Genomic DNA, 25,962 nt, shown 5'->3' on the forward strand with positions numbered 1-25,962 from the left:
CGCAGAGCGAACTCTGCGTGCCCTTTCCCACGTTGTGGTCGGCAGATCCGAAAACCCCTCGATTACCGGATCCACCGACCCTATGACCCCCGGTCGGAGAGCAGCCGAAGCTGCAGTGATCAGCGCTCGATGATGGCGGTGACGCCCTGGCCACCGGCCGCGCAGATCGAGATCAGGCCACGGCCCGAGCCCTTCTCGGCCAACATCTTCGCCAGCGAAGCCACGATGCGTCCACCGGTCGCGGCGAACGGATGGCCCGCCGCGAGCGAGGATCCGTTGACGTTGAGCTTGCTGCGGTCGATGGAACCGAGAGCACCGTCGAGGCCGAGACGCTCCTTGCAGTACGCGTCGCTCTCGAAAGCCTGCAGAGTTGCGAGCACCACCGAGGCGAACGCCTCGTGGATCTCGTAGTAGTCGAAATCCTGCAACGTCAGGCCGTTGCGTGCGAGCAGACGCGGAATCGCGTAGGTCGGCGCCATCAGCAGACCGTCCTTGAACGACCCGTTGCCGTGGACGTAATCGACGGCGGCGGTCTCGGAATCGACCAGGTGCGCCAGCACCGGCAGGTTGCGCTCGGCAGCCCACTCGTCGCTCGACAGCAGCGCAGCCGACGCACCGTCGGTCAGCGGCGTCGAGTTGCCTGCCGTCATGGTGGCGTCGCCCAGCTTGGTTCCGAAGACCGGCTTGAGCGTCGCGAGCTTCTCCACGGTCGATCCCGGACGCAGGTTGTCGTCGCGAGTCAGGCCGAGGAACGGCGTCACCAGATCGTCGAAGAAGCCGCGATCGTAGGCCGCTGCCATGTTGTGGTGGCTCGCTGCGGCCAGTTCGTCCTGGTCCTCGCGGCGGATGCCGAACTCCTTGGCCGTGATGGCGGCGTGGTCACCCATCGACAGGCCGGTACGCGGCTCACCGTTGCGCGGGATCTCGATGCCGAGCATGCCGGGACGAACGTTGCCGAGCAGCTTGATGCGGTCGGTGGTGCTCTTGGCCCGGTTCAGGGAGAGCAGGAACTCGCGCAGTTCGTCGTTGACGCCGATCGGAGCATCGGACGTGGTGTCGACACCACCACCGATACCGGCATCGATACGGCCCGACGCGATGGCGTCGCCGACGGCGATGATCGACTGGAGGCCGGTGCCGCAGGCCTGCTGGATGTCGAAGGCCGGGGTGTACGGGCTCAGTGCACTACCGAGTACGACCTCGCGAGTGAGGTTGAAGTCGCGGGAGTGCTTGAGCACGGCACCGGCGGCGACGAGGCCCAGGCGCTCGCCCTGCAATCCGAATCGCGAGACCAGCCCGTCGATGGTCGCGGTGAGCATGTCCTGGTTGGACGCCAGCGCGTACTTCTTGTCCGAGCGCGCGAACGGAATGCGGTTGCCACCGACGATTGCGACCGGTCGTAGCTGCTTGCTTGTCACTGACGTCTCCAAACATCGTCGAATAAGGCCCTGGTGGAGTTTCATCTTACTGGCGAGTAAGTTGGTTGTCGACACCCGGTCGTGCGCCTCGCTCCTCGAGCGAGCAGCGCTGAATGAAAGGTACGACAGTGGCAGCCTCCAAGGGAGCCCCAGATCTCTACTCAACGTTCCTCGCGTCCGCGCCGGGAGCCTTCATCGCCAAGCAGGCCGGCTTGCCGCAGCCCGAGAAGCTGCGCCGCTACAAGGCGGGCGAGCCGCCGCTGGCCGGACCGGTCCTGATCGGCGGTAGCGGTCGCCTCGTCGAGCCCCTGCGTGAGCTGCTCTCGGACTACCCGCAGTCGCAGCCGCACGACGACAAGCACGGCGGACTGGTGTTCGACGCAACCGGCATCGGCAACGTCGCCGAGCTGGAGCAGCTGTTCCAGTTCTTCCAGCCGGTCATCCGCAACCTGGCACCGTCGGCGCGCGTCGTCGTCATCGGTACGACGCCCGAGGAGACCTCGAGCGTCGACGAGCACGTCGCTCAGCGCGCTCTCGAAGGCTTCACCCGCAGCGTCGGCAAAGAGGTCAAGCGCGGAGCCACGGCGCAGCTCGTCTACATCTCCCCCAAGGCGTCGACCGGCTTGTCCGGACTCGAATCCACCCTCCGCTTCCTGCTCTCGGCCAAGTCCGCGTTCGTCGACGGCCAGGTCATCACCGTGGGTGACGCGGACTCGCAGGCCCCGGCCTCGTGGGACAAGCCGCTCGCAGGCAAGGTAGCCGTCGTCACCGGAGCCGCACGCGGTATCGGTGCCACCATTGCCGAGGTCCTCGCCCGCGACGGAGCCACCGTCATCGCAGCCGACATTCCCGCTGCCGGAGAAGCACTCTCGCAGACGGCCAACAAGGTGGGCGGCACCTCGCTCGCGCTCGACGTCACCTCGCCCGACGCCGGAGAGGTCCTCTCGAAGCACCTCCTCGAACGTCACGGCGGCGCAGACATCATCGTGCACAACGCAGGCATCACCCGCGACAAGACACTCGCCAACATGGACGAGAGCCGCTGGAACTCCGTCATCGGCGTCAATCTCGCTGCGCCGCAGCGCATCACGGATGAGCTAGTCAAGTCAGGTGCACTGAAGGAAGGCGGCCGCGTCGTCGACGTCTCCTCCATCGCCGGCATCGCGGGCAACCGCGGCCAGACCAACTACGGCACGTCCAAGGCAGGCGTCATCGGCCTGGTGCACGCGTCCGCACCGGTGCTGGCGAAGAAGAACATCACCATCAACGCCGTCGCTCCCGGGTTCATCGAGACCGCGATGACGGCTGCGATTCCGTTCGCCACCCGCGAGGCCGGACGACGCATGAGCTCGCTGCTGCAGGGCGGCGAGACCGTCGACGTCGCAGAGTTGGTCTCGTACTTCGCTTCTCCCGCATCCAACGCCGTCACCGGCCAGGTCGTGCGCGTGTGCGGCCAGAGCCTTCTCGGCGCATGAGCACCGTCACGCTCACCGCGCAGCCGAAGACCTCCGACATCTACACCTCGGCAGCGCTGGGCGCACTGCCGTTCTTCGGATCCAGGTCGTCCTCGGTTCCCAGCACGGTGTACGAGCTCAAGGGTCTGCGAGTGGACCCCGACAACCTCGCCGGGTACTGCCGGGCGACGGGGCTGCGATTCGGCGACCAGCTCCCGGTGACCTACCCCTTCACCCTCGTCTTCCCGACGGTGATGAAACTGATGGTGTCCAAGGGCTTTCCGTTCGCCGCCATCGGATCGGTACACGCCGAGAACGTCATCGAGCAGTACCGTGGCATCTCCGCGTCCGAGCCGCTGGACGTGCGAGTGCACGCGGAGAATCTGCGCGAGCACCGCAAGGGGTTGCTCGTCGACCTGATCAGTGAGGTCAAGGTAGGACGCGAACTGGTCTGGAAGCAGACCTCGAGCTTCCTGAGCCTGCAGAAGACGTCACTGTCCGGTGGCCCCCGCGAGGCACCGCCGGCCGACGAGGTTCCGCCGCCCCCGACCCGCACACTGCGCGTCGACCAGCGGATCATCAGCCGGTACGCGGCAATCTCCGGAGACCGCAACCCGATTCACGTATCCTCGCTGGGCGCAAAGGCATTCGGGTTCCCGAAGACCATCGCGCACGGAATGTGGAGCGCGGCAGCCGTGCTGCAGACCGTCGAGGGCCGAATTCCGGAGGCTGTGAACTACAGCATCCGCTTCGGCAAGCCGATCATCCTGCCCGCGACGGTGAACGCCTACGCCGAAGCCGTCGGCACCGGCTGGGACCTGTCGCTGAAGAACCCGAAGAAGGGCTACCCGCATCTGACGGGAACCCTGCGGTAACCGCCTCACCCTCGAACTCGAAGTTGTGGACGGATTTCTCCGGATTTCCGTCCACAACTTCGAGTTGGGCGCGGAGCTCAGGTGGTGGCGGTCTTCTTTCCGGCCAAGCCGCGCCAGGCCAGGTTTTCCAGGAGGTCGGCTGCAGCGTCGACCTCGATTTCGCCGCCTGCCACTCTGTCGGCCACAGCCTCGCCCGCCCCGACCAACGCGACGGCCATCAGTCCGAAATTCTGCGACTGCTCCGGATCTCTCGTACTCATCGCGAGCAAGCCGGCCGTCAACTCGATCAACCGATCTCGGCTGCTCTGCACCTGTGAGGCGAACGCCTGCTGACCGATGGCCTGACGGTAGAGCACCATCCACGACTTGCGGTTCTCGCCGACGAATCCGAGGAAACCGATCAGGGCCTTGCGCAACTGCTCGCGCGGCGTCAGCGTCGGATCTGCGGCTGGAGTCAGGGCCTCGACGAACTTGACGCCCTCGCGGTGGATACAGGCTGCGAACAACTCGTCCTTGGACCCGTAGTACAGATAGAGCATCGGTTTGGAGATGGCCGCCTTCTTGGCGATCGAATCCATCGATGTCTCGTGAAAACCGTTGTCGGAGAACACATCCACCGCCGCGTCGAGCATCTGCTGCTCACGGACGGCGCGGGGCAATCTCTTCGTGCCACCAGCCATGGATCCTCCAATACGTACGAACTACTAGACCTTACTCCACAGTAAGGTCCAGTACCGCACAATCAGGACCCGCACGCCCCCTTGAACCGAGCAACCGTAGCAGCGGCCTCGTCCACCTGAGCTGCCGGCAGACGTCCCGTCGCCACCGCGTCCTCGAGATTGTCCAACACCGCGGGCACCTGATCGGTGGTGAGCCACAGCGCCACATCGGCTCCCGCGACCAACGCCGCCTCGACCGCGTCGACGATCCCGAGCCTGGCCGTGATCGCCGCCATGCCGCTGAGGTCGTCGGTGAAGATGGGGCCGTCGAACGGCGCGGCACCGTATCCGACGCCATCGCGCAACAACGCCATCGCCGCCGGGCTGATACTCGCCGGCACCCCCGGCTCGGTCAGTCCGGGCACATCGAGATGCCCGACCATGACACCGACGCCGGTGTTGTTCAGCGCCGCGAACGGCAACAGATCCTTGGTTTTCAACTCGTCGAGCGACGGGGTCGTCACCGCGCCGGTGTGCGAGTCGCCCGAACCCGAACCGTGCCCGGGAAAATGCTTGATGACGGGCTTCACACCCGCGTCCTCCAGACCCCGCGCGTACGCCCCCGCGTAGTCGATGACGACCTGCGGATCGTCGGAGAACGACCGATCGCCGATGACGGAATCGTCGGGCTGACCACTCACGTCGACCACCGGAGCGAAGTCGACGGTGACACCGAGATCCTTCAACCCCTGGCCGCGCGTCAACGCCATCGAATACGCCTCGTCCACCGACACCGTCTGCGCCAGTTCCCGCGCCGACGGTGCGGCACCCAGCAGATCCGCGACCCGCGAGACCCGTCCACCTTCCTCGTCGATCGTGACCATCGGAGCCACCGCGGAGGCGGCCAACACCTGCGGTACTTCTCGATTGCCGAGCATCGACTCGTCGGTCCAACTGCCGACGAAGATGCCGCCGACCTGCTCGGTGGACATGATCTGCACCGCGTCCGCAGTTCCGGTGACCCCGACGGTGAGCAACTGAGCCAGCCGCTGCCGCTCCGACAATCCGTCGACGAACGCAACGCAGCCGTCGACGGGCGGTACCGGTTGCGGCACCGTCGTGTCGACTGCAGTCGTCGTCGGAGCAGCCGGTGCCGTCTGCGTCGACGCGACCGGCGCAGACTCGGTGGAGCACGAGACCAACAAGCCGACACCGACGGTCATCACCGCAGCGGACCGAACCGAAAACCGAAGTCGCATGGAATACGACGGTAGCCCAGATCGTCGGTGTCGCTGCCGACCCGGGGTCCGGATCGATGCGCCTTCGTTGCACTCCGACCGACCGAAACCCACATCGATCCGACGAGGGGTGAGGGTAATCTGGACGAACGCGACATGAGGAGGAGATCGACCGTGACCGCAGACCTCATACTCATTGCCTACGACGGATCCGACAACGCCAAACGCGCCATCGACTATGCCGGACGGTTTCTCACCACCTCACGCGCGATCGTCGTCACCGCATGGGAGCCGATGGTGCGTCAGGCCGCGCGCATGTCCGGCCTCTCCGGTGTGATGCAACCCGAATGGGTGCCCGACGACGAGGCCGAGGACGTGGCGCTCACCGACGCGAAAGTGACCAACAGCGAAGGCGTCGCGCTGGCCGAGGCCGCAGGCCTGAAAGTGGAGGGTCAGTGCACCGAATGCACCACCGCCATCTGGGCCGCGATCGTGGAGAAAGCCGACGAGATGAACGTCGACATCATCGTCACCGGTACGCGAGGCACCACCGGTCTACGTGCGCTGCTCCAGAGTTCGGTGGCCGAGCACGTTCTTCGGCACAGCCATCGACCCGTCCTGATCGTTCCGCCCGGCAAGTAGAGCGTCCGACGGCTGTTTTCCGTGACGCAGGTGATACCGTGATGCCCGCGTGGGGGTCCACCTCGCCCGCTACCGTTCTGAGCCGACTGACTGGAGAACCGAGATGAAGTTTGCTGTCCCGGGTGTCATTGCCGCCGTCGTCGGAGCCGTACTGGGTGCGGGCGTCGTCTTCGGAGTCACCGCAGCTGCAGCCGACAACTCTCGTCCGGATATCGATCGCTCCGGAAACGCCGACTCGTCCTTGCTGAACCAGGTTGAGTACGGCAGCCGCTGACGCTGGTCGCTCTCGTGAATCGGTGATCTCGGCCGAGCCGCTCGGCCGCAAGTGGCTTCTCGGCGTCTCGATCCTGGCGTTCCTCCTCACCTTTCGGCAGGTCCCCGGCTTCACCGTTGCCGACACCAAGTACGACCTGGCACAGAACCCTCTCGGATTTCTCGAACGCGCGTCCCATCAATGGAACAGCGCAGCCCCGCTCGGCCAGGTGCAGAACCAGGCCTATGGCTACTTCTTCCCCCACGGTGCGTTCTTCGCCGGTGGTGATCTGCTGTCGATCCCGCCGTGGATCACTCAACGCATCTGGTGGGCGCTGCTGCTCATCGCCGGGTTCTGGGGAATCGTGCGGCTCGCCGAAGCTCTCGGTGTCGGCAGCCGTAGTTCTCGTCTGATCGCCGCGACGGCCTTCGTTCTGTCTCCGCGAGTGATCACCACCCTCGCGTCGATCTCCTCCGAGACGATGCCGATGATGCTGGCACCGTGGGTGCTGGTCCCGATGGTGCGGTATCTCGCCGGCGACGATGCGAAACAGACGGTTCGGCGCTCGGCCGCGCAGTCTGCACTGGCGGTGGCCCTGATGGGCGCGGTCAACGCCGTCGCCACCGCCGCCGCCGTTCTGGTCGCCGTGATCTGGATGCTCACGCATCGGCCGAACAAGCGGTGGTTCGTCTTCGGTGCCTGGTGGTCGGGCTTTCTGGTGCTTGCGACGCTGTGGTGGATCGTTCCACTGCTGTTGCTGGGCAGGGTCTCTCCGCCGTTTCTCGACTACATCGAATCCTCCGGCACCACCACGCAGTGGACGTCACTGACGGAAGTGCTGCGCGGTACCGGCAGCTGGACGCCGTTCGTCTCTCCCGAGCGAGTGGCCGGTGCCGTTCTGGTGACGCAGCCGGCGGCCGTCATCGCAACGGGCTTGATCGCGGCCGCTGGAATCGCGGGACTGGCGATGCGGTCCATGCCCGCCCGCGGCCGGTTGACGATCATGCTGTTCGTCGGTCTTGTCGGCCTCGGTGCCGGGTTCGTCGGTGATCTGGACGGCCCGTTCGCTGCCGCCGTTCGAGTGTTCCTCGATTCTGCAGGCGCACCGCTACGCAACATCCACAAACTAGAGCCGGTCATTCGAATTCCGTTGGTGCTCGGCCTGGCTCATCTGTTGGCCCGGGTTCCGCTGCCGGGTTCCGCGCCGCGATCGCAGTGGAAAACGGCCGTCGCGCATCCCGAGAAGCACCCGATGATGGCGGTGACCGCGTTGGTGCTCGTCGCCTTGACGCTGTCCACCTCGCTGGCGTGGACGGGCAAGCTCGCGCCCCGCGGTGCGTACGAGGCCGTTCCGCAGTACTGGCACGACGCGGCGGACTGGCTCACCGAGAATGCGTCGGGATCGAGTCCGGACGGTTCCGACGCGCAGCGGGCCCTGATCGTGCCGGGCGCACCGTTCGCTCTGCAGACCTGGGGATTGACCCGAGACGAACCGCTGCAGGCTCTGGCCACCACCCCCTGGGCCGTCCGCGACGCCGTACCCCTCACCCCGCCGGGTGCCATCCGGGCACTGGACTCCGTGCAACGACTCTTCGCCGACGGTCGGCCGTCGGCCGGATTGGCCGATACCCTTCTGGGCCAGGGCATCAGCTACGTCGTCGTGCGCAACGACCTCGATCCCGAGAACTCCCGGTCCACGCGTCCGGCATCGGTACACCAGGTGCTCGACGGTTCCGCGGGACTCGAGAAGGTGGCCGAATTCGGTGAGGACGTGGCCCCCGGTCAGGTCGACGGCGTTGTGCTCGACGGCGATCTTCGACCGCCGTATCCGGCTGTGGAGATCTATTCGGTGCGTGATTCCGCGGGCATTCCCGCGTCCGGCCCCTACACCGTCGATCTCGATCGTGTCCCGGTGGTTCAGGGTGGACCGGAGTCCGTTCTGCGCTCGAACGAGTTGCGGAACAACGGGATTCGCAATCCCGTGCCGTCAGGCCCCTCTCTGCTGGCTTCGGATGCGGCCGCGGCCGGCATTGCCGTGGACTCGGTGACGGTGACCGACACCCCGATGAACCGTGAGACCGACTTCGGCCAGGTCGACAATCACAGTTCTGCCCTGCGGGCCGCCGACGAGCCACGACGTTCGCTCAACGAGGTTCCCGACTACCCGGTGTACGGGGCGAAGACCATCGACGCCGAATGGGAGGGCGCGACCCTGACGGCGTCGAGCTCGGCGTCGGACGCCACCCAGATCGGCGGCAGCGCCCCCGGCAGCGGTGTCGCCGCCGCTGTGGACGGCGACCTGGCCACCAGCTGGATCAGCAACGGCATCGAACGTGCTGTGGGGCAATGGCTTCAACTCGACTTCGATACTCCGGTGCGCGGCGGGCTCTTGCACCTGCGCACCAGCCCCGGGACGATCGGCGACCCGGTGAAATGGGTGGAGATCACCACCCCGAACGGCTCGACGGCGGCGCGCGTCGACGAGCCGGGTGAGCCGATGACGGTGTCACTGCCGGGCGGCGAGACGCCGTGGCTGCGCATCACCGCGAAGTCGACGGTCGACGGAACCCGAGGCAGCCAGTTCGGCATCAGCGAGGTGTCGGTGGACGACTACTCCGACCGGGACAATCCGAAGCAGGTACCGATCGTGCACCGCGCGGTGCTGCCCGAGACTCCCGCCGGGGCGAGCGTCGACGCCTGGGAACTGGGCCAGGAATTCCCAGGCCGCTCCGGGTGCCTCGACACCGAGGATCGAATCCGTTGCAGCAGTGGACTGTCCAAGTCACCCGAGGAACTCGGGCGCTTCTCACGCACGATCGACGTGCCGATGGGCACCGCGGTGATCCCCGATCTGACGGTGCGTACGCGGCAGTCCCCCGAACTCGAAGCGCTGCTCGCGCAACCGGGGCGGCCGTTGGCAAGCGGGGCGTCGGACGTCGCGGACCTGCACGGCTCGGCGTTCGCGGCGACCGACGGCGATCCGCGCACGTCCTGGACAGCGCCGGAGAAGTCGATCACCGACCGAGCGGGGACCAACCCGACCCTGACCATCGAATTGCCCACTCCCACACTGGTGGACGGGCTCGAGCTCAGCCCGAGCCTGGGTGCACTCCCGGCCCATCCCACTCGGGTCGCGGTCAACCTCGGCAACGGGCCGATGGTGCGCGACATCGACACCGACGGCTCGACGACCCTCGAGCTGGCACCGCAGGTGACGGACAGGATCGTCCTGTCGATCGTGGACTGGGACGGGGTGTTGGACCGAAACTCACTGGGTTTCATCCAGTCTCAGCCGCCCGGCTTCGCCGAAGTGACACCACTGTCCGGTGGTGAACCGATCGGCGCACCGTACGACGGCGATCGCGAGATCACGGTGGACTGCTTCGACGGCCCCATCGTCTCCATCGCCGGGCAGACGGTGCGCACGTCGGTGACGGCCACCGCAGACCAGTTCCGATCCGGTGAACCACTGAAGGCCTCGGTGTGCGACGCCGACACTCCGGTGAACGAGAACTTCGTCAACCCGGTCTCGCTGCCCGAGGGACACCAGGACGTAGTGGTCGAGCCGGGAGCATCGTTCTTCGTCGACGGTATTCGATTGCGCACCATGCCCATTCCGGCCGACTGGCCGACGGAATCGGCCCCGCAGTCCGCCAGGACCACCGCCTGGAGCCCCGATCACCGCGAGGTGACGCTGACGTCCACGACGGAGGACCGCTTGCTGGTCATCCCGGAGAGCAACAACAGTGGTTGGCGCGCAACCACTCCCGGTGGCGTCGAACTGTCCCCGGTGGTGGTCGACGGGTGGCAGCAGGCCTGGATCGTTCCGGCCGGGGCGTCGGGCACGATTTCGCTGGATTTCGCCACCGACCGCTGGTATCGGCTCGGCATCTTCGGTGGGCTGCTCCTGCTGATCCCGCTGCTGTTCGCAGCGCTGCGTCGGCCGCGCAGTATGCCCGATCTCGGGCCCTCGCCGCGGCCGTGGCGGAGCGTTTCGGCTGCCCTGGTGGCACTGCTCGGGGCGACGATCGTGTTGGCCGGAATTGCCGGTGCGATCACGGTGGCCGTGATCGGTTTCGGCGCGGTGTTCCTGGACCGCCGTTACGGTCGCGCGCTCTCCTCACGCGTGTTGGTCGGCGCGGCAGGCGGATTCGCGTTGTTGGGCGCGGCGCTGCTCTCGCTCGGGCCGTGGCGATCGACCGACGGGTACGTGGGCGAATCGTACGGAGTGCAGCTGGCCGCGCTGATCGGCATCGTCGCGTTGGCGATCAGTGCGATGCGGAAACCGTGATCGGCTTCTTCGGTGCGAAGCGTCGTCGGGCAGGTTCTTCGACCAGCGCGTAGCTGGCCGCGGCCACCGGAATCGACAGCGCGAGAGTCACCGTCAGTACGAACCACATCCCACCCGAGAACGGGATGATGCCGAACACCGGGAACACCACGGCCAGGACGGCCAGGTGCCAGATGAAGATTCCGTACGACCACCGTCCGAGCGTGAGCATCACCGGATGCTCGAACACTCGGTGCCGACGACCGGTGTCGGCCAACACCAGTGGCGAGAGCATCGCGAACGCGAGCACGGCACCGAACACGATCTTCAGCTCGAACTGCCACGGCTCGGGACGTACCAGTCCCTGTGGGCCCGCCAGAGGAGTCGCCGACAGCACGAAAGCCGCGACCGCGATCGACGGCATCACCCATCTGCGCCGAGCCCACCGATGCACCCATGTCTGTGGGCCCACGGACACCTCGGCCAACACCATTCCGGCGGCGAACCACGGAAAGTACCCGGGCAGCCAGTTGTCGTGATGGATGGCGTCCGCGGTCGTGATCGGGACGAAGGCCCAGGACAGCGTCACCGCAGATGCACCGAGCAGCACCGAGATCCGGTACTTGGCCGAGGCCCCACGCAGTCGAACCATCAGCCAGGCGAACACGGGTAGCAGCAGGTAGAAGGCCACCTCCACCGACAGCGACCACATCTGCGTCATGCCCTCGGTCAACGTCAGGGGCACGAACACCTGCGTCAGAGACAGATTGGCCAACCACACCCGGTAGTCGCCACCCGCATTCGGCAGAAACAGCAGCACCAGCACGACGACGACCCAGTAGGCGGGCAGGATGCGCACTGCCCGCGACCAGAAGTAGCGAAGAGCCGGCTGAGCAGGCGCGAGTCCGCGGGCCTGCGCGGCATGGGGGCGCCACAGCAGAAACCCCGACAGCGCGAAGAAGATGGCAACGGTCAGATCGAACCTGCCCCAGATACGCCCCATGAGCGGGGAATTCGCAGCACCGGTCTGGAATGCGACGTGGGTGACGACGATGCCGATCGCGGCCAGCGCGCGCATTCCCTCGAGCGCAGGGACGAACGCGCGCAGAGGAACGACGGAGGGCGAGTGGACTCGAGTGCTCATGGTGGTCTCAAGTGTGCCGTGTCGAACCGGCGCAGACGAGACCGGTGCCACTGTCTGCTGTTACTGTCACCTGCGACGTGTCGTATCAAATCGGGCATCGGGTCGGGGCTGACGTCTTTCCCGACCGCGGTGTCTTCCATGAAGCGGTCAACTAAGGAGATTCAGCATGGCGGAGCGCTCAGGGCCGAGCCGGATACTTGCCCTCGTACTCATCGGCTTGGGCGCGTTTCTGGTGGTCGCCGCCATCCTCATTCCCACGTACACCATCTCGGCGCTCGAGAAGACGCCGTTGGACCTCGAAGTCACCACCGTCTCCACCGGTGAGGGCAGCGTCCTGAATGCGAGCTCGCTCGCGGCCGGTCGCGCAGTCGTCGACCAGAACGTTCCTCTCGTCTCGCAGCGATTCGTCACCGTCGAGGATCCCTCCGACGCCGACATCATGACGCTGCAGGCAGGCCAGACCCTGCGACGCAGCGACAAGCAGGCCGATACCGGGCTGCTGACGGCGAGCGTCGATCGCGTCACCATCGACCGCAAGACGTCGATGCCCGTCGAGAACCCGATCGGCACCATCCAGGTGGCAGGCAACGCGCCGGCCGACGAGGTGGCCCACACCGGACTGCAGTACAAGTTCCCGTTCAACGCGGAGCAGAAGAGCTACCCGTACTTCGACGTCAACGCCCGCGCATCGAAGGACATCGACTTCGTCGAGGCAACCGAGATCAACGGAACGCCGGTGTACCAGTACCAGCAGACCGTCGGCCCGGTCGACCTGTCGACCGTGGTCAACCTGCCGACCAACAAGGTGACCCTGCCCGCCGACACCTGGGGTGTCGAGGGTGGAGCCGCTCCGGTGACGATGACTCGCTGGTACGAGAACACCCGCACCCTGTGGGTCGAACCCGAGACCGGCGTCGTCGTCAAGGGCGAAGAGCAGATTCACCAGTACTACGCACGTGAAGCAGGCCGGCCCGAGGTCGACGTCCTCAATGCTCCGATCACGTTCGACGAGAACACGGTCGAATACCAGATCCAGCAGGCAAAGGACGGCCAGGACCGGATCTCGCTCTTCGGCCGCACCGTCCCGATCATCGCCGGGATTCTCGGTGTCATCTCGCTGATCGCCGGAGTGTTCCTGCTGCTGCGCGGTGGCAACGGTGGACACCGTCAGCCGGCCCGAGCGGACAACACTCCGCGACCGACCCCCGGCGGCGGAACCGCGACGAACCGCGACTGGACGACCGACCGCACCGAGGAAATCCCGAGGACGAACCTGTCCAAGGAGTAAGTGCGCTACGCGCAGTGGCGTGGTTGAGTGCCTGTGAGGGCGCACAACCACGCCACTCGTCTATGTGGGGGCCGACGATGGTCTACGGTGTCGACATGCTGACAACACGCAGAAAGAATGTCTCGGCCCACTGAGTACGACGACGCACCATCGAACGGTGCGCCCGATATCATCGCCATGACCGGCCACATCGCCTCGGTGTACGCAGATGAAATCGCCGTCTATCAAGACGTGCTGCGGCACCTTGCCGTCGATCGCACTTCGCCCCACCCTCGCCGGCCGATCGACGACCACCCGGTGGAAGGGCCCTCGCTCACCGTTCCAGGTCTGCGCATACACGTGCGGCACAGCTACCAGGACGCGGCCGATCTGGGATCGTTTCCGGCCGAATCGAATCCGCTCCTTCTACGCATCCACGTCCAAGGGTTCTCCGACGAGTACCAGGACCGCAAAGCTGCAGGGTCCAATCTGGTGGACTCGGTGACCGATCCGGAAAGCGAGGCCTGGACGCGTGCGCTCCTCGGCCAGCGGTGGGCCGACTATGCGTACGAATTGGTGCGCACTCCGAAACGACCGACGAATACGGCGACTCGAATGTTGTTCGCACAGCGCGTCTATGCGCTGTTGCTCGATGCCCACGGCGAGCCGACACTTGCGCCCGACAATTTCGCTTTCCAGCGGGTATGGAACGCGATCGATTCGGCCCGCAAGATCATCCCGACATCATCCACTGTGGCAGCGCACCTCAGGGCCGTGGGACCGTTCTTCGAGACCGCAGACATCCGTGATCCGAACACAGAGGCCGACGGCGGGTGGCGTCTCGACATCACCGGTGACGACACAGAAAATCTCCCGACGCCGGCAGCCGCTACCGCGCGAAATCTGATTCGGAGGGTGCGGGTTCGTGGACGAGTCGACAGCAGGTTTCGCCCCATCCGCGTCCATGTCGAGCAGGACCGGGCTCGCGTCTACTTTCGTTGGGCGAAGAATCCGAATACATTCGCGATGACGTTGCGGCTTCCTCGATCCGAGGACGAGTTCTCCGGCCCTCCGCTGGATTCGCCCGATTCCATTGTCGCCATCTGCCTTTCGGACTGGCAGGAGGATCTGCGAACAGGCTTGCTGGTGTGGGGGCGACGCACACGGCGGGCCGACGGTGCCGTGCACATCTCGTGGCCGATCACCGAGATGACCGGCAGTCGACAACATCGGGTGGCAGCGGTACCGCGACACGACACCTCGGGTTCTTGGCTCGCCGGAGCAGGCTTGGACATCGGCTCCGCCCGAGAAGCATTGGAATCCGGTGCGCTCGCGTGCTGGCTGCAGGCGTATGTCGACAATCGCGAGGCGCGACCGTCCGTTGGACATGCCGCTGCGCGATGGATCGACGACACCACCGCGCGTATCGACGTACTCGAAGTGGTGTCGGGCACTCCGCAATCGGTGGCAACGCAGCTCGTGCACTCGATCACGCACACCCTCGCCAACGCCGGCGCACGAGCAATCGAGTCGCGATTCTCGGACCGAAGTTTCGAGAAGTTCGGGTACGTGCCGAATCCGACAACTGGCCACGGCATGTACCTCGACGTCACCACGATGCCGTGACAGTCCGCCACCGACCCCAGACCGTTGCTCGTTGTCGTCGTCCGGGTCGACTTCGAGACCCTCAGCGAGATCAGGCCCGTCGCCGACTGATGTCCTTTCCCCACAGGGCGAGTCCGCACACCACCACCATCGTCACCGCGGCAGTGGCTGCAGCGACGGTGACGAATTGCGCGAGAGTCGACGCCACGAACAGCAACAGCAACACCTCTGCGGCCAGGGCGATCCAGGCAACGACGGCGAGGTGGGTGCGCTCACCTGCGATGGCCCACAACAACGCGCTCTGCAGCACGGCCAGACACGCACCCTGCAGCACGAACAGCCAGACGTAGTTCTGCACACCGGAATACGTATCGCCCACCACCAACGGCAACAGTGGAGACGCCAGTGCACCGCCGATCACCAGAACCGTACCGAGCCCCGCGACGACGGCCAGCGCCGAGCGCACCGCGGCAGCAGAATGCAGAGGGTTCGCCATCCGTGGGTACAGCACCACCCCGACGGCCTGCGGCAACCAGAACGCCGCCTTGGACGCGACGGCTCCGACGGCGTACAGCCCGGCCTCGTTGGAGCTGAGCAGCGTGCGCGCCAGCACCAGATCCAGCGCGGACATCGCGATCAACACCAACTGCACCTGCGACGCCTGCAGTACGGCCAGCACGGTGACCTTGGTTTCCGACGCCGAGTTCACCGGCACCCCGGCCGTCCATCGCGCACCGAGGGCCACAACGCCGATGCCCGCGGCCGTGGCGAGAAGAACCGAACCAGGACCACCGCCGAGCACCAACACCAGCACGGCCGGAGCCACCTTGCCGAACCCGGCGGCGGCCAACACGATGCTCAGGGCTCCGAAACGCCCCCGTCCCTGCAGCAAACCCTGTTCGGCGGCCAACAGCACCAGCACCGGCGCAGCGATGACCGCCGACACGGTCGCCGCCATCGAGACGTCCATGGCCGCGGACAGTGCGGGTGACAGTGCCAGAGCGAGCACTCCCACCACCGCCGCGCACCGATACCCCACCGTGCGTAGTTCACGAGAACTGCGCCCGCGCACCACCTCACGCGCGACGACGGATTGCAACGCCAACGCCGGAACCGCGAGAACCAATTGCGCAGCAAGCAGACTCGCGAATTCTCCGTAACCCTCGACGCCGAGCATCCGGCTCGCCAGAACCTGCAGCAGGTACGCCGCAACGTTCGCGAACATCGAACCGGCCGTCACCATCCCCATCCCGGCGACCGACGCACCCGCGGTGTGCTCTGCCTCGGACGAGGCACGGAAAGACATGAGCCCACGGTATAGGGTGCCGATCATGGCGTGGTCGAGGTCGAGGTGGACACCGCCGCTGTACAGTCTGCTGCTCGCGGTCGTGATTGTCGGCCCGCTGCTCCGCCCCGGCTATCTCCTGCTGCGCGACGCCGTCAGCACTCCCCGTTCCTACTTCACCGACTCCGCCTGGGGAATCGCCGACGCGGCCGCGAGGGCAGTACCGCAGGACGCCGTTATCGCCACGCTGTCGACGGTGTTCGACGGTGGCCTGGTCGTCAAGACCATTCTGCTGCTGGCCCTGTGGCTGACCGGGTGGGGTGCCGCGGTCATGGCCCGAACAGTTCTGCCGACAGCCCCGCTACCCGCGCTGCTCGTGGCATCGACGGTGGCCGTGTGGAATCCGTACGTCGCCGAGCGGCTGCTGCAGGGACACTGGAGCCTGCTCGTCGGATACGCCGCCCTTCCGTGGACCGTGGTCGCTGCGCTCGCGGTCAGAGAGGGCCGTTCCTGGTGGGCGCTCGCAGCCTGTCTCGCCGCGGCCGGGCTCACCCCCACCGGCGCGTTGCTCGCCGCAACCATCGCCCTGGTGGTCCTCGCCCTCCCCGGGGGTGCCCGACGCGGCCTGCGCGTGGTCGGCGCCGTCGGGCTGGCGGCGGTGGCGTCGGCGCCGTGGCTGGTGGCGACGGCGGTGTCCGGCGGTGGCGTCGAGCAGGCGGATCCGGCGGGTTGGGCGGCGTTCGCAGCGCGGGCCGAGCCGGGTCTGGGCACCCTCGGCAGCCTCGCCGGTCTCGGTGGGATCTGGAATTCCGATGCTGTACCCGCTTCTCGCACAGGGTTTTTCGCGTTCGTGGGTACGGCGCTACTGCTGACCGTTGTCGCGTTCGGTGTGCGTCCGTTGCTCAGGCGTCGAAGAAATCCGGTGATCGTAGGGCTCGGTGTTGTTGCCGTGCTTGCCATCGCAGCCCCTGCGCTGGCAGCGACGGGACCTGGTCTGGCAGCGGCCAGGGCGCTCGGCGAGACGGTGCCCGGTGCCGGCCTGCTCCGCGACTCCCAGAAATGGGTGGCGCTGGCCGTGCCGATCTACGTGTTGGCCGCGGCGGCCGCTTTCACTCCTCGGCATCGACCGAATCCGGTGCAACCAACCGCGCTGACCGCGGTCCAGCGCACCCGATTCGGCAGCGCCGTTGCAATCTCGGCCCTGCTGATCGCATTGCCCGACCTGGGCTGGGGCGTCGGGAATTCGATGCGACCCGTGGCGTATCCGGCGTCCTGGCAGGCGGTCGCAGCCGAATTGCAGGGCAGCGACGGCGATGTCGCGGTACTACCGGCCGGGATGTTCCGCCGCTTTCCCTACAGCGGGAGCGCTCCCGTTCTCGATCCCGCGCCGCGTATGCTGCCACTGGACGTACTGCAGACCGGCGAGCTCATCGTCGCGGGCGGCACGGTGCGGGGCGAGGGGGAGCGCGCGACGGAGGTCCAGAATGCCCTGCTCGCAGGTGAACCCACGAACGTGATCGCAGAGCTGGGCGTCGGCTGGGTACTGGTGGAGAACACCACCCCCGGCGAACTCGGGAGGTCCGAGCAAACACTGGATGCACTGGACGTCGTGTATTCCGACGACCAACTCACGCTCTATCGGGTACCCGATCCCGTGCCGACCGAGAGCCGGCCGGCAGCGGCCGTCGTCGTTGCCCACCTCGCCTGGGCAGTGCTGCTTCTCGGGGGTCTAGCGGTAGGACTGCTGCGCCGAATCCGAGTGCTGCGCACCCACCAGACCTGACGACCACGTGCCGCGCGTCGTCGCGTCGAGCACCGAGTAGACACCCTGCGCGCACTGCTCCCAGGAGAATTCGGCCGCGCGCACTCGGGCCTTCTCGCCCAGGCGAGTTCGGGCTTCGGTGTCCTGCAGCAGCTCCGCCACGGCAGCGGTCAGGCCGGAGACGTCCCGGTCCTCCTCGGCATCGGAAAGCCCGCCCACCAGAACACCGGTGACGCCGTCGATGATGGAATCGGTGAGCCCCTTGGAACTTCGGTAGCCGACGGTCGGCACGCCGTGCTGGGCCGCCTCGACGACCGCGAGACCCCAGCCCTCCTTGCGGGAGGGCATGACGTGCACCCAGGAGCGACCGAGCAGGGCGTGCTTGCGGTCCTCGTCGACGTGTCCGTGAAAGGTGACGTACTGCTCGATGCCCAGTTCTCCGACGTAGTCGCGGAGGTTCTGTTCCCACCAGCCGCCACCGATGACGTCGAGGTGGATGTCGGGGATGCGACCGCGCAGCGCGGCGACGACGTCGAGTGCGTCCTCGATCTGCTTGTGCGGAACCAAGCGGGACAGGACGGTCAGCGACGGATGTGCGGTGCGGGTGCTCTCGTCACCCTCGGGCACCGACTGCGGAATCTCGTCGGCTCCGTTGCGCACCACGGCGATGCGCTCGCGGTCGACGCCCAGTGCGACCAGTTCGTCCGCGGACGGCAACGACACCGTCAGGTACTGATTGCGGCGGTGGACCCTCGGCGACACCGTCGATTCGAGCCACCAGCCGAGCTTGGCCATCATCGGCCCCGCGACCGGCCACTGCTCGCGGTGGCAGTGGTGCACCAGCAACGTCACCGGAACGCCGAGCGCCGCCCGTGAGAAGAAGGGAATGCCGTTCTGGGTGTCGATCACCGCGTCGGGTGCGATGCCCTTGAGCGGGCCGAAACCGAGCCGTCCGGCTGCGATGGCGGCCAGTGCGCGGGGATACACCGACAGGCGTCCACCGCCGCGACTGATGCGGATGCCGTCGACGATTTCCTCGGCGGGAGCTCCGGGGTACGACGCAGTCCTCAGCGTGACGCGGACGCCGCGTCGAGCCAGACCCGCGCCCACCTGCTCGAGGTAACGCTCGCTGCCGCCGCCCTGCGGGTGCCCGGTATCGCGCCAGCACAGCAACAGAACCTCGCGCACAGCTCGCTTCACCCAATTTCCGCATGCTCGTCTCGACCGCAGTCGATTACCGCTGCCACAGTAACCGCTAGGGTTCGTTTTCGTGACTTCCGCCGTGACACGTCTGTTCGCCTCTCGCGCGACACTGCGCCGCTCGGTGAGTCTGCTGAAGGACTTCGGGCACGAGCAGAGTGCTCCCGACATCTTCTACGGCGCGCTCGCTCGCGATTCCGTGGAGCTGATCGGCGATCTGTATCGGGGCCTGACCGGCACCGACATGTCCGCGGCGACCGTACTGGACGTGGGCGGTGGACCCGGATACTTCGCCGAGGTCTTCGGTGCGAGCTGCGCGCGCTACCTGCCCGTCGAGCCCGACGCGTCCGAGATGCACGCAGCGGGACTGCAGATACCCGGCTCGGTACGCGGCTCCGGGATGGCGCTGCCGTTTCGTGACGACAGCGTCGACATCTGCTTCTCGTCCAACGTCGCCGAACACGTCCGCGAGCCGTGGACCATGGCCGAGGAAATGCTGCGAGTCACCAAGCCCGGCGGGTTGACCGTGCTCTCGTACACCATCTGGTTCGGTCCGTTCGGCGGCCACGAGACCCGACCCTGGCACTACCTCGGCGGCGAATACGCAGCCCGCCGCTATGCCCGCACCACCGGTCACGAACCGAAGAATCGATTCGGCGAATCACTGTTCGACATCAGTGCGGCAGACGGATTACGTTGGGCGCGAAGCACACCCAACGCAACACTGCTGGCCGCATTCCCGCGCTACCATCCCCGCTGGGCCTGGTGGATGATGCGAGTACCCGTTCTCCGAGAGTTCCTGGGCAGCAACCTCGTCCTCGTCCTGACACCGAACACATAATCTGGACCGATGACGGCACTCGCGCTCGACATCGGCGGCACCAAGATGACAGCGGCACTCGTCGGCGACGACGGGCGGCCACAGAATCCGGTGACGGTGCCGACTCCCGAGTCCGGGGTGTGGAAGGCGTGCGCTTCGTTGCTTCGGAAGATGGCTCCCGGACAGCACATCGACCGCATCGGCGTCGCCTGCTCCGGTCCGGTGAACCTCGAGACCGGGTCGGTCGCACCGATCAACATCGACGAGTGGAAGAACGGTTTCGGTCTGCGCGATCACATCGCCGTGGTCTTCCCCGAGTCCGACATCCGCCTCGCGATGGACGGCAGCGCAGCGGCACTCGGCGAGCACCGCTACGGTGCGGCCGTCGGTGTGCCGGATGTGCTGAGTCTGGTGGTGTCGACCGGGATCGGCGGTGGGTTGGTGCTGGGCGGGAAGATCGTCGCCGGTGCCAGCGGCAACGCGGGCCACATCGGCCACATCGTCGTTCCCGGTTCGACGACGCCCTGCGCGTGCGGCGGAATCGGCTGCGTGGAAACCGTCGCGAGTGGGCCTTCGGCGGTGCGGTGGGCGCGTGAGCTGGGTTGGACCGGCAGCAGCGGAACCGAATTGGCCGCCGATGCCGCCGCCGGGGAGCCGATCGCCATCACCTCGTTGCAGCGCGCCGGGGTGGCGCTGGGCCAGGCGATCGCGTCGGCCGTCGCCCTGGTGGACGTTCGCATGGTGGTGATCGGTGGTGGCTTCGCCCAAGCCGGCCCGCCGCTGTGGAATCCGATTCAGGAGTCGATCGCGCTGCACGCACGCCTGAAGTTCCTCGATGGCCTGCAGGTGGTGCCTGCTGCGTTGGGTGGCCTCGGCACCCTGGCCGGGGCGGCCGCGCTCACTGCCTGAGCGTCATATCCACACAGCCAGAACGGGACCCACCCCTCGGTGAGTCCCGTTCTGTGTCGTGAATACTACGCGCCCAGGCGCTGCTTGAGGGCGTCGAATTCGTCCTGAATTCCGGTGGGCAGTTTCTCGCCGACGAAGTCGAACCACTCCTGGATCAGCGGGATTTCGGCCTTCCACTCGTCGGAGTTCACCGCGAGTGCCTCGGCCACGTCCTCGACGGTGGTGTCGAGTCCGTCGATGTCGAGTGCCTCGGCGGTGGGGACCACACCGATCGGCGTCTCGATGCCGGCGGCCTTGTGCTCGATGCGCTCGACGATCCACTTGAGCACGCGCGAGTTCTCACCGAATCCGGGCCACAGGAAGCGCTTGTCCTCGCCGCGACGGAACCAGTTGACGTAGAACACCTTCGGCAGCTTGGACTCGTCGGCATTCTTGCCCAGGTCGATCCAGTGCTGGAAGTAGTCGCCCACGTTGTAGCCGAGGAACGGCAGCATGGCCATCGGGTCGCGTCGGACGGTTCCGACGGTGCCCTCGGCGGCAGCGGTCTGCTCGGAGCCGACGGTGGCTCCCATGAACACGCCGTGCTGCCAGTCGCGAGCCTCGGTCACCAACGGAACGGTGGTCTTGCGGCGTCCACCGAACAGGATCGCCGAGATCGGGACACCCTTGGGGTCGTCCCACTCGGGAGCCATCGACGGGCACTGCGCCATCGGCACGCAGTAGCGCGAGTTCGGGTGCGCGGCATCGGTTCCGGACTCGGGGGTCCAGTCGTTGCCCTTCCAGTCGATCAGGTGATCGGGCTTGCCTTCGAGGCCCTCCCACCACACGTCGCCGTCGTCGGTCATGCCGACGTTGGTGAACACCGAGTTGCCCTGATCGATGGTCTTCATCGCGTTGGGGTTGGAATCCCAGTTGGTACCCGGTGCCACACCGAAGAAGCCGTATTCGGGATTGACGGCGTAGAGGCGGCCGTCCTCACCGAAACGCATCCACGCGATGTCGTCACCGATGGTCTCGGCACGCCAGCCCGGGATGGTGGGCTGGATCATCGCCAGGTTGGTCTTGCCGCACGCGGACGGGAACGCCGCTGCGATGTAGTACGCCTTGTCCTCAGGGGAGATCAGCTTGAGGATCAGCATGTGCTCGGCGAGCCAGCCCTCGTCGTGGGCCATGGCCGAAGCGATGCGCAGCGAGTAGCACTTCTTGCCGAGCAGGGCGTTGCCGCCGTAGCCGGATCCGTAGCTCCAGATCTCGCGATCCTCGGGGAAATGCGTGATGTATTTGGTGTCGTTGCACGGCCACGGCACATCCGCCTGGCCCTCGGCGAGCGGAGCGCCGAGCGAGTGCAGCGCCTTGACGTAGAACCCGTCGTCACCGATCTTGTCGAGTGCGGCCTGGCCCATGCGGGTCATCACGCGCATCGAGACGACGACGTACTCCGAGTCGGTGAGCTCGACGCCCAGCTTGGGGTCGGCCGCGTCGAGAGGGCCCATGCAGAACGGCACCACGTACATGGTGCGTCCGCGCATGCAGCCGCGGTAGAGATCGGACATCAGCGTCCGCATCTCGGCGGGGTCCATCCAGTTGTTGGTGGGACCGGCGTCGATCTCCTCCTTGGAACAGATGTACGTACGCGACTCGACGCGAGCGACGTCCGACGGATCGGAGTTGCCGAGGAACGAGTTGGGCTTCTTCTCGTCGTTGAGACGAGTGAAGGTGCCTGCCTCGACCAGCTTGGTGGTCAGGCGCTCCCATTCGGCGTCGGATCCGTCAGCGAACACCACGGATTCCGGTTCGGTCAGTTCGGCTACCTGGGCAACCCAGGCGAGCAGTTCTTTGTGTCGAGTCGGCACGTTGTCGGTGCCGCTCAAACCGGGAATGGTGGCTGAGGTCATCTAACTCTCCTGGGGTGAGCCGGAACCGGGAAGTACTCGCACGATCACTGTTGGGCAAACATGCGCGAGCAGATCTCGGTTTTCCCCTCTCGGCGGGGCGCTGCTCGACCGTTCGAGCCGCAGTACACCATCGTAACGGGTACAGCAAGCCGAGCGTCGAGCGCCGGGTGTCCTGGTACTCAGGTTAACGCCGAGCGACGTAAATCCGGAAACAGGGTGTTGTCCGATTAGTCACAGGACCGATTCAGATAGGGAAAGATCCGCGCAAGAAGGCGTCTACCAGCACCGACGTCCACTCGGGACGGACCGACTACAGCTCGCCCGATTCGGTCATTTCACCCCGGCCGATACCGTTCGCTTCTCGAAAAATTTCCCAGGATCGGTACTGCCCGTCACGTCCGAACGATGTGAACTTGTCGGTCACACCATCGCCGTCGACGTCGGTCGCCACGGTCATCCCGGCGTCGGTACGGCGTACGGTGGTCTCGAAGTGACCGTCTCCGTCGAGATCGAACAGGTCCGTCGAGACCGTGGGCTCACCCGAATCCCCGACGTCGTGAGGTTCGGCCTCCTCCGCGAGGAACCCACCTGCTGCGAAGCCATCCACCGCGATCATCGACGCTCCTCACCTCGCTCAACGAACCGATACTGCACCTACTGACTCCGACGCACCGGCTCGTCGAACGGTTCCACCTGCTCCGCAGAGAAATGGACGGGTTCACGGGCTACGAACACACCGCGATCGAGCCCGCGGAATCGCTCCAACCCCCGCTCGAGTGCAGACAGATCGCGATCGCAGGCAGACAGCAGTGCCGATCGATGGTCGGCAAGCCGACGAAGCTCGGCGTCCACCTCGGCGAGTGCGACGTCGATGCGGGCCACAGCATCGCGATCCGCAGTCGCGACGGCGGACGCGAGCATCGACTCGGCATCGAGAATCCGCGAGAGCACGTGCTGCTCCACCGACGATCTCACCCGGGCCAGGCTTTCCTGTGTCCAGCCGCGCAGGCGGGCCCGATCGGCCACCAGCGCCCGTGACCGCGTGATCCACCAGGCGAGCGCACCTCCGAGGACGAGTGCAATCACGGTGTTGGCGACTGCCCAGGCCGGCACCAGCGCCATCGGCGACACCACCAGCCGCCCGAGTCCTACCCCCGCCGACGCACCGACGACGATCATGACCGCATCCTCGATCCCCCGCCGCCGGGACGGCTCCCCGATGTCGAGCGGGGAGTCCTCGACATTCGATTCCGCCTGCGCCGGCGTGAGCCCGAGATCGGTCTCCACTGCCCGCAATCGCGCTGTGACCGCCGCGTCGGCCCGATTGCGGGCTTCGCGCGCGGACTCGGCGACATGTACGGGAAGGTGAGTGAGTTCGGCACGCCCCGACCCGTCTATCGTGCGCTTGAACTCGGCGAGCAGGGCGCGAAAATCTTCGGCGGCAGCATGGAGGGACTCCACCCGCACCCGTTGAATTCGATTGTGCAGCAATGCCCGTCGGTCGCCACCGAGATTGTCCCGTTCGCCGACGAGCTCGGCTCGCCGCGCACGGAGTTCGGCCGTGTCACCTCCCCCGGTCACCGCGCGCGCTCTCGCCACGATCGACGATTTGGCTCCGGCGGCGCAGTCCTGCACTGCCGCAACGTATTTGCGCTGGGATCCGATAGCTGCGGCCTGCAGCAGCAGCGCGCCGAGCCGGTCCGCCACCGCTCCGAGACCCGACTCCGCGGACATCGCGGCGTCACCGCTGTCTCGGCCCGTCCGCGCCGACCGAACCGAGATCGGGTGGAACGTGCACTCCACCGCCCGTGGGACACACTCGGCCACGACATCGCTGTCGGCGGAGACCACCTCACGCCAGTCTCGATGCACGTCGATCTTGTTCACCAGGAACAGGACCGGCGTGGATTCGAGGGCTGCTCGCCATTGCTCGACCTCGACGCGGCCCACCGGAGCCGACGCGTCGACGACGATCATCACGACCGCGGCATCGGCCATCGAGTCCGTGAAGCCGATGGTGGAACCACCGAGTCGGGACAGCTCCCGGCGCAGTTCGGACTTGCCCGATCCGGGGGTCCCGGTGAGATGAACCCCGGCGGGTCGACTGACCCTTGCCCGTTCGATCTCGTCGAGTGCACCCGAATTCCAGCGTCGAAGAACGCTTTTCATGTCTTCCGACAGCGGCGTCATCGGCGCAGCATTCGTACGTGTCCTCGGCACAGCGCGAGTGCCGCGCGACGCACGTCGGGGTCCCCGGCAGCAGCCGCACGCTGCTTCCACAGCACCGCCTGTTCCAGCGCGACCTCCTCCGAACCGGTCTCGATCGGCACCCCGAGACGTAGAGCCGCGTGGCGCATCTCGGCAGCTACCGCCTCGTCCGAGGCCAGGTACGACTCGACGGCGGCACGAGCCCGCCGGTTCCGGGCGGAGATCCGGTGCAGTCTGCGATGCAGCTCGACGTCTCGAGCCGCCGCGGCCGCCGAGACGGCGGTGGAGACCGCGGCGACGACGGCGTCGGCACCGGTGGCATCGGCGAGTATCCGTACGGCATCACCGTCGGACACAGCCGTTGGTTGCCGCAGCAGGTCGACGAGCAGGGCGAGACCCCGAAGTTCGATGCATTCGATCAGCGCTTCTCTTCGAGACGTCGACACCGCGAGGTCGGCGGCGCGAAACCGATCGACGGTCATCAGGTCGGTCGGACGCAGATCGGCCGCTGCGACGGCGCGCACGTCGGACATGTCCAGAGGTGCGCCGGCGCGGCCCACTCCCCGCAATCCCGCCGCGGTGGTTCCCATCAGAGGCAGAACGGTCCGCCCCAGCTGCTCCGACGCAGCTGCGGCCGCGGCTGCGGGATCGTCGAGTGTGTCCGCCTTGGTCAGCACGACGACGGTCCCGTCCGGAGGATCGCTCGGCCGAGAACTCAGCAGTGCAGTGTCGACCGGCGACACCGCACCCGCGATCACGTGGACGAGCACCTCGCCCTCGCTGCTGTCCGCTCTGCCCTCGTGCCATCGGACATCGAGGCCGTCGGCATCGAGCGGTGCCGCGTCGAGAACGGCGAGAACCGCGGATTTCCCGACGCCGGAGCGGCCGGTCACCCGTGCGGTCATCGGCCGTAGGCGATCGTGGACGGCGGTGTCGACGGACTCGCGTGCGTCGCTCGACGCAACGCGGTTACGCAACAGGCCAAGACCGACCTCGGCGACATCCATGATCGATTCCCCCACCGACGACCCGCCGCCCACGTCGAGAGGCAACGCACA

The 25,962-nt window shown here is 66.6% G+C and carries 20 protein-coding genes; 10 read left to right on the forward strand and 10 right to left on the reverse strand.

Going from position 1 to position 25,962, the window contains the following annotated elements:
• Positions 1 to 119 precede the first annotated feature (119 nt).
• Positions 120 to 1,463, reverse strand: a complete 1,344-nt coding sequence (locus CH274_RS11445; RefSeq protein WP_045197258.1) for an acetyl-CoA C-acetyltransferase — start codon at positions 1,461 to 1,463, stop codon at positions 120 to 122.
• Between the two features lie 83 nt (positions 1,464 to 1,546).
• Between CH274_RS11445 and CH274_RS11450 the strand changes: the two genes are divergently transcribed.
• Both CH274_RS11450 and CH274_RS11455 read left to right on the forward strand, forming a co-directional pair.
• Positions 1,547 to 2,893, forward strand: coding sequence for a 3-oxoacyl-ACP reductase (locus CH274_RS11450; RefSeq protein ID WP_094646403.1), 1,347 nt, complete (start codon positions 1,547 to 1,549; stop codon positions 2,891 to 2,893).
• Positions 2,890 to 3,747, forward strand: coding sequence for a MaoC/PaaZ C-terminal domain-containing protein (locus CH274_RS11455; RefSeq protein ID WP_032396645.1), 858 nt, complete (start codon positions 2,890 to 2,892; stop codon positions 3,745 to 3,747). The genes CH274_RS11450 and CH274_RS11455 overlap by 4 nt, the downstream gene beginning before the upstream one ends.
• Positions 3,748 to 3,824: 77 nt before the next feature.
• Here the strand turns inward: CH274_RS11455 and CH274_RS11460 are convergent, their stop codons facing one another.
• Both CH274_RS11460 and CH274_RS11465 read right to left on the reverse strand, forming a co-directional pair.
• Positions 3,825 to 4,427, reverse strand: a complete 603-nt coding sequence (locus CH274_RS11460) for a TetR/AcrR family transcriptional regulator (RefSeq protein ID WP_032396646.1) — start codon at positions 4,425 to 4,427, stop codon at positions 3,825 to 3,827.
• A gap of 62 nt (positions 4,428 to 4,489) precedes the next feature.
• Positions 4,490 to 5,665, reverse strand: a complete 1,176-nt coding sequence (locus tag CH274_RS11465) for a glycoside hydrolase family 3 N-terminal domain-containing protein (RefSeq protein WP_094657492.1) — start codon at positions 5,663 to 5,665, stop codon at positions 4,490 to 4,492.
• 135 nt (positions 5,666 to 5,800) lie between these two features.
• On the opposite strand from CH274_RS11465, the gene CH274_RS11470 reads away from it, so the two are divergent.
• The 3 genes from CH274_RS11470 (at position 5,801) to CH274_RS11480 (ending at position 10,830) form a co-directional block, all read left to right on the forward strand.
• Positions 5,801 to 6,286 carry a universal stress protein gene (locus CH274_RS11470; RefSeq protein ID WP_373453549.1) on the forward strand — a complete coding sequence of 162 codons (486 nt, stop codon included), beginning with the start codon at positions 5,801 to 5,803 and terminating at the stop codon, positions 6,284 to 6,286.
• A 103-nt stretch (positions 6,287 to 6,389) separates the two neighbouring features.
• On the forward strand, positions 6,390 to 6,560 hold the full coding sequence (locus CH274_RS11475; RefSeq protein ID WP_082073827.1) for a DUF2613 domain-containing protein: 171 nt from the start codon (positions 6,390 to 6,392) through the stop codon (positions 6,558 to 6,560).
• 22 nt (positions 6,561 to 6,582) lie between these two features.
• Positions 6,583 to 10,830 (forward strand): alpha-(1->3)-arabinofuranosyltransferase domain-containing protein, encoded by a 4,248-nt coding sequence (locus tag CH274_RS11480; protein ID WP_094657493.1) that lies wholly within the window; start codon positions 6,583 to 6,585, stop codon positions 10,828 to 10,830.
• On the opposite strand, the gene CH274_RS11485 is transcribed toward CH274_RS11480, so the two are convergent.
• Positions 10,808 to 11,953 carry an acyltransferase family protein gene (locus CH274_RS11485; protein WP_179275708.1) on the reverse strand — a complete coding sequence of 382 codons (1,146 nt, stop codon included), beginning with the start codon at positions 11,951 to 11,953 and terminating at the stop codon, positions 10,808 to 10,810. The genes CH274_RS11480 and CH274_RS11485 overlap by 23 nt on opposite strands.
• Positions 11,954 to 12,119: 166 nt before the next feature.
• Between CH274_RS11485 and CH274_RS11490 the strand changes: the two genes are divergently transcribed.
• Together CH274_RS11490 and CH274_RS11495 are read left to right on the forward strand one after the other, a co-directional pair.
• A complete protein-coding gene (locus CH274_RS11490) occupies positions 12,120 to 13,241 on the forward strand; it encodes a DUF3068 domain-containing protein (RefSeq protein ID WP_032396649.1) in 1,122 nt (373 codons plus the stop codon).
• A gap of 117 nt (positions 13,242 to 13,358) precedes the next feature.
• Complete coding sequence (locus tag CH274_RS11495; protein ID WP_094657494.1) at positions 13,359 to 14,846, forward strand: hypothetical protein; 1,488 nt, start codon at positions 13,359 to 13,361, stop codon at positions 14,844 to 14,846.
• Positions 14,847 to 14,916: 70 nt separating this feature from the next.
• Here the strand turns inward: CH274_RS11495 and CH274_RS11500 are convergent, their stop codons facing one another.
• On the reverse strand, positions 14,917 to 16,131 hold the full coding sequence (locus CH274_RS11500; RefSeq protein WP_179275709.1) for a polysaccharide biosynthesis protein: 1,215 nt from the start codon (positions 16,129 to 16,131) through the stop codon (positions 14,917 to 14,919).
• 25 nt (positions 16,132 to 16,156) lie between these two features.
• On the opposite strand from CH274_RS11500, the gene CH274_RS11505 reads away from it, so the two are divergent.
• The gene (locus CH274_RS11505) at positions 16,157 to 17,893 is read left to right on the forward strand and encodes a hypothetical protein (RefSeq protein WP_373453923.1); all 1,737 of its coding nucleotides are present in this window, start codon (positions 16,157 to 16,159) and stop codon (positions 17,891 to 17,893) included.
• Here CH274_RS11505 and CH274_RS11510 read toward each other — a convergent pair.
• Positions 17,840 to 19,060, reverse strand: coding sequence for a glycosyltransferase family 4 protein (locus CH274_RS11510; RefSeq protein WP_094657581.1), 1,221 nt, complete (start codon positions 19,058 to 19,060; stop codon positions 17,840 to 17,842). The genes CH274_RS11505 and CH274_RS11510 overlap by 54 nt on opposite strands.
• 82 nt (positions 19,061 to 19,142) lie before the next feature.
• Between CH274_RS11510 and CH274_RS11515 the strand changes: the two genes are divergently transcribed.
• Positions 19,143 to 19,913: a class I SAM-dependent methyltransferase gene (locus tag CH274_RS11515; protein ID WP_230596926.1), complete on the forward strand. Its 771-nt coding sequence runs from the start codon at positions 19,143 to 19,145 to the stop codon at positions 19,911 to 19,913.
• A gap of 9 nt (positions 19,914 to 19,922) precedes the next feature.
• Complete coding sequence (locus CH274_RS11520) at positions 19,923 to 20,801, forward strand: ROK family protein (protein WP_094657496.1); 879 nt, start codon at positions 19,923 to 19,925, stop codon at positions 20,799 to 20,801.
• Positions 20,802 to 20,866: 65 nt separating this feature from the next.
• On the opposite strand, the gene CH274_RS11525 is transcribed toward CH274_RS11520, so the two are convergent.
• From CH274_RS11525 to CH274_RS11540, 4 genes are all read right to left on the reverse strand, one after another.
• A complete protein-coding gene (locus CH274_RS11525) occupies positions 20,867 to 22,696 on the reverse strand; it encodes a phosphoenolpyruvate carboxykinase (GTP) (protein WP_032396654.1) in 1,830 nt (609 codons plus the stop codon).
• A gap of 310 nt (positions 22,697 to 23,006) precedes the next feature.
• Positions 23,007 to 23,312 carry a DUF6802 family protein gene (locus tag CH274_RS11530; RefSeq protein ID WP_045197272.1) on the reverse strand — a complete coding sequence of 102 codons (306 nt, stop codon included), beginning with the start codon at positions 23,310 to 23,312 and terminating at the stop codon, positions 23,007 to 23,009.
• 38 nt (positions 23,313 to 23,350) lie between these two features.
• The gene (locus CH274_RS11535) at positions 23,351 to 24,886 is read right to left on the reverse strand and encodes a hypothetical protein (RefSeq protein ID WP_094657497.1); all 1,536 of its coding nucleotides are present in this window, start codon (positions 24,884 to 24,886) and stop codon (positions 23,351 to 23,353) included.
• The gene (locus tag CH274_RS11540; protein WP_143546550.1) at positions 24,883 to 25,956 is read right to left on the reverse strand and encodes a hypothetical protein; all 1,074 of its coding nucleotides are present in this window, start codon (positions 25,954 to 25,956) and stop codon (positions 24,883 to 24,885) included. Before CH274_RS11540 ends, CH274_RS11535 begins: the two co-directional genes overlap by 4 nt.
• Positions 25,957 to 25,962 lie beyond the last annotated feature (6 nt).

The sequence above is a fragment of the Rhodococcus sp. 06-418-5 genome (assembly GCF_002258285.1).
Lineage (GTDB): Bacteria > Actinomycetota > Actinomycetes > Mycobacteriales > Mycobacteriaceae > Rhodococcoides.

Bases quoted from the DNA above. Each gene is read 5' to 3' on its own strand.
- CH274_RS11460 (WP_032396646.1), bottom strand. From the start codon at position 4,427: ATGGCTGGTGGCACGAAGAGATTGCCCCGCGCCGTCCGTGAGCAGCAG.
- CH274_RS11470 (WP_373453549.1), top strand. From the start codon at position 5,801: ATGAGGAGGAGATCGACCGTGACCGCAGACCTCATACTCATTGCCTAC.
- CH274_RS11535 (WP_094657497.1), bottom strand. From the start codon at position 24,886: ATGACGCCGCTGTCGGAAGACATGAAAAGCGTTCTTCGACGCTGGAAT.
- CH274_RS11475 (WP_082073827.1), top strand. From the start codon at position 6,390: ATGAAGTTTGCTGTCCCGGGTGTCATTGCCGCCGTCGTCGGAGCCGTA.
- CH274_RS11520 (WP_094657496.1), top strand. From the start codon at position 19,923: ATGACGGCACTCGCGCTCGACATCGGCGGCACCAAGATGACAGCGGCA.
- CH274_RS11530 (WP_045197272.1), bottom strand. From the start codon at position 23,312: ATGATCGCGGTGGATGGCTTCGCAGCAGGTGGGTTCCTCGCGGAGGAG.
- CH274_RS11445 (WP_045197258.1), bottom strand. From the start codon at position 1,463: ATGAAACTCCACCAGGGCCTTATTCGACGATGTTTGGAGACGTCAGTG.
- CH274_RS11525 (WP_032396654.1), bottom strand. From the start codon at position 22,696: ATGACCTCAGCCACCATTCCCGGTTTGAGCGGCACCGACAACGTGCCG.
- CH274_RS11490 (WP_032396649.1), top strand. From the start codon at position 12,120: ATGGCGGAGCGCTCAGGGCCGAGCCGGATACTTGCCCTCGTACTCATC.
- CH274_RS11495 (WP_094657494.1), top strand. From the start codon at position 13,359: ATGTCTCGGCCCACTGAGTACGACGACGCACCATCGAACGGTGCGCCC.
- CH274_RS11465 (WP_094657492.1), bottom strand. From the start codon at position 5,665: ATGCGACTTCGGTTTTCGGTTCGGTCCGCTGCGGTGATGACCGTCGGT.
- CH274_RS11485 (WP_179275708.1), bottom strand. From the start codon at position 11,953: ATGAGCACTCGAGTCCACTCGCCCTCCGTCGTTCCTCTGCGCGCGTTC.
- CH274_RS11500 (WP_179275709.1), bottom strand. From the start codon at position 16,131: ATGTCTTTCCGTGCCTCGTCCGAGGCAGAGCACACCGCGGGTGCGTCG.
- CH274_RS11505 (WP_373453923.1), top strand. From the start codon at position 16,157: ATGGCGTGGTCGAGGTCGAGGTGGACACCGCCGCTGTACAGTCTGCTG.
- CH274_RS11455 (WP_032396645.1), top strand. From the start codon at position 2,890: ATGAGCACCGTCACGCTCACCGCGCAGCCGAAGACCTCCGACATCTAC.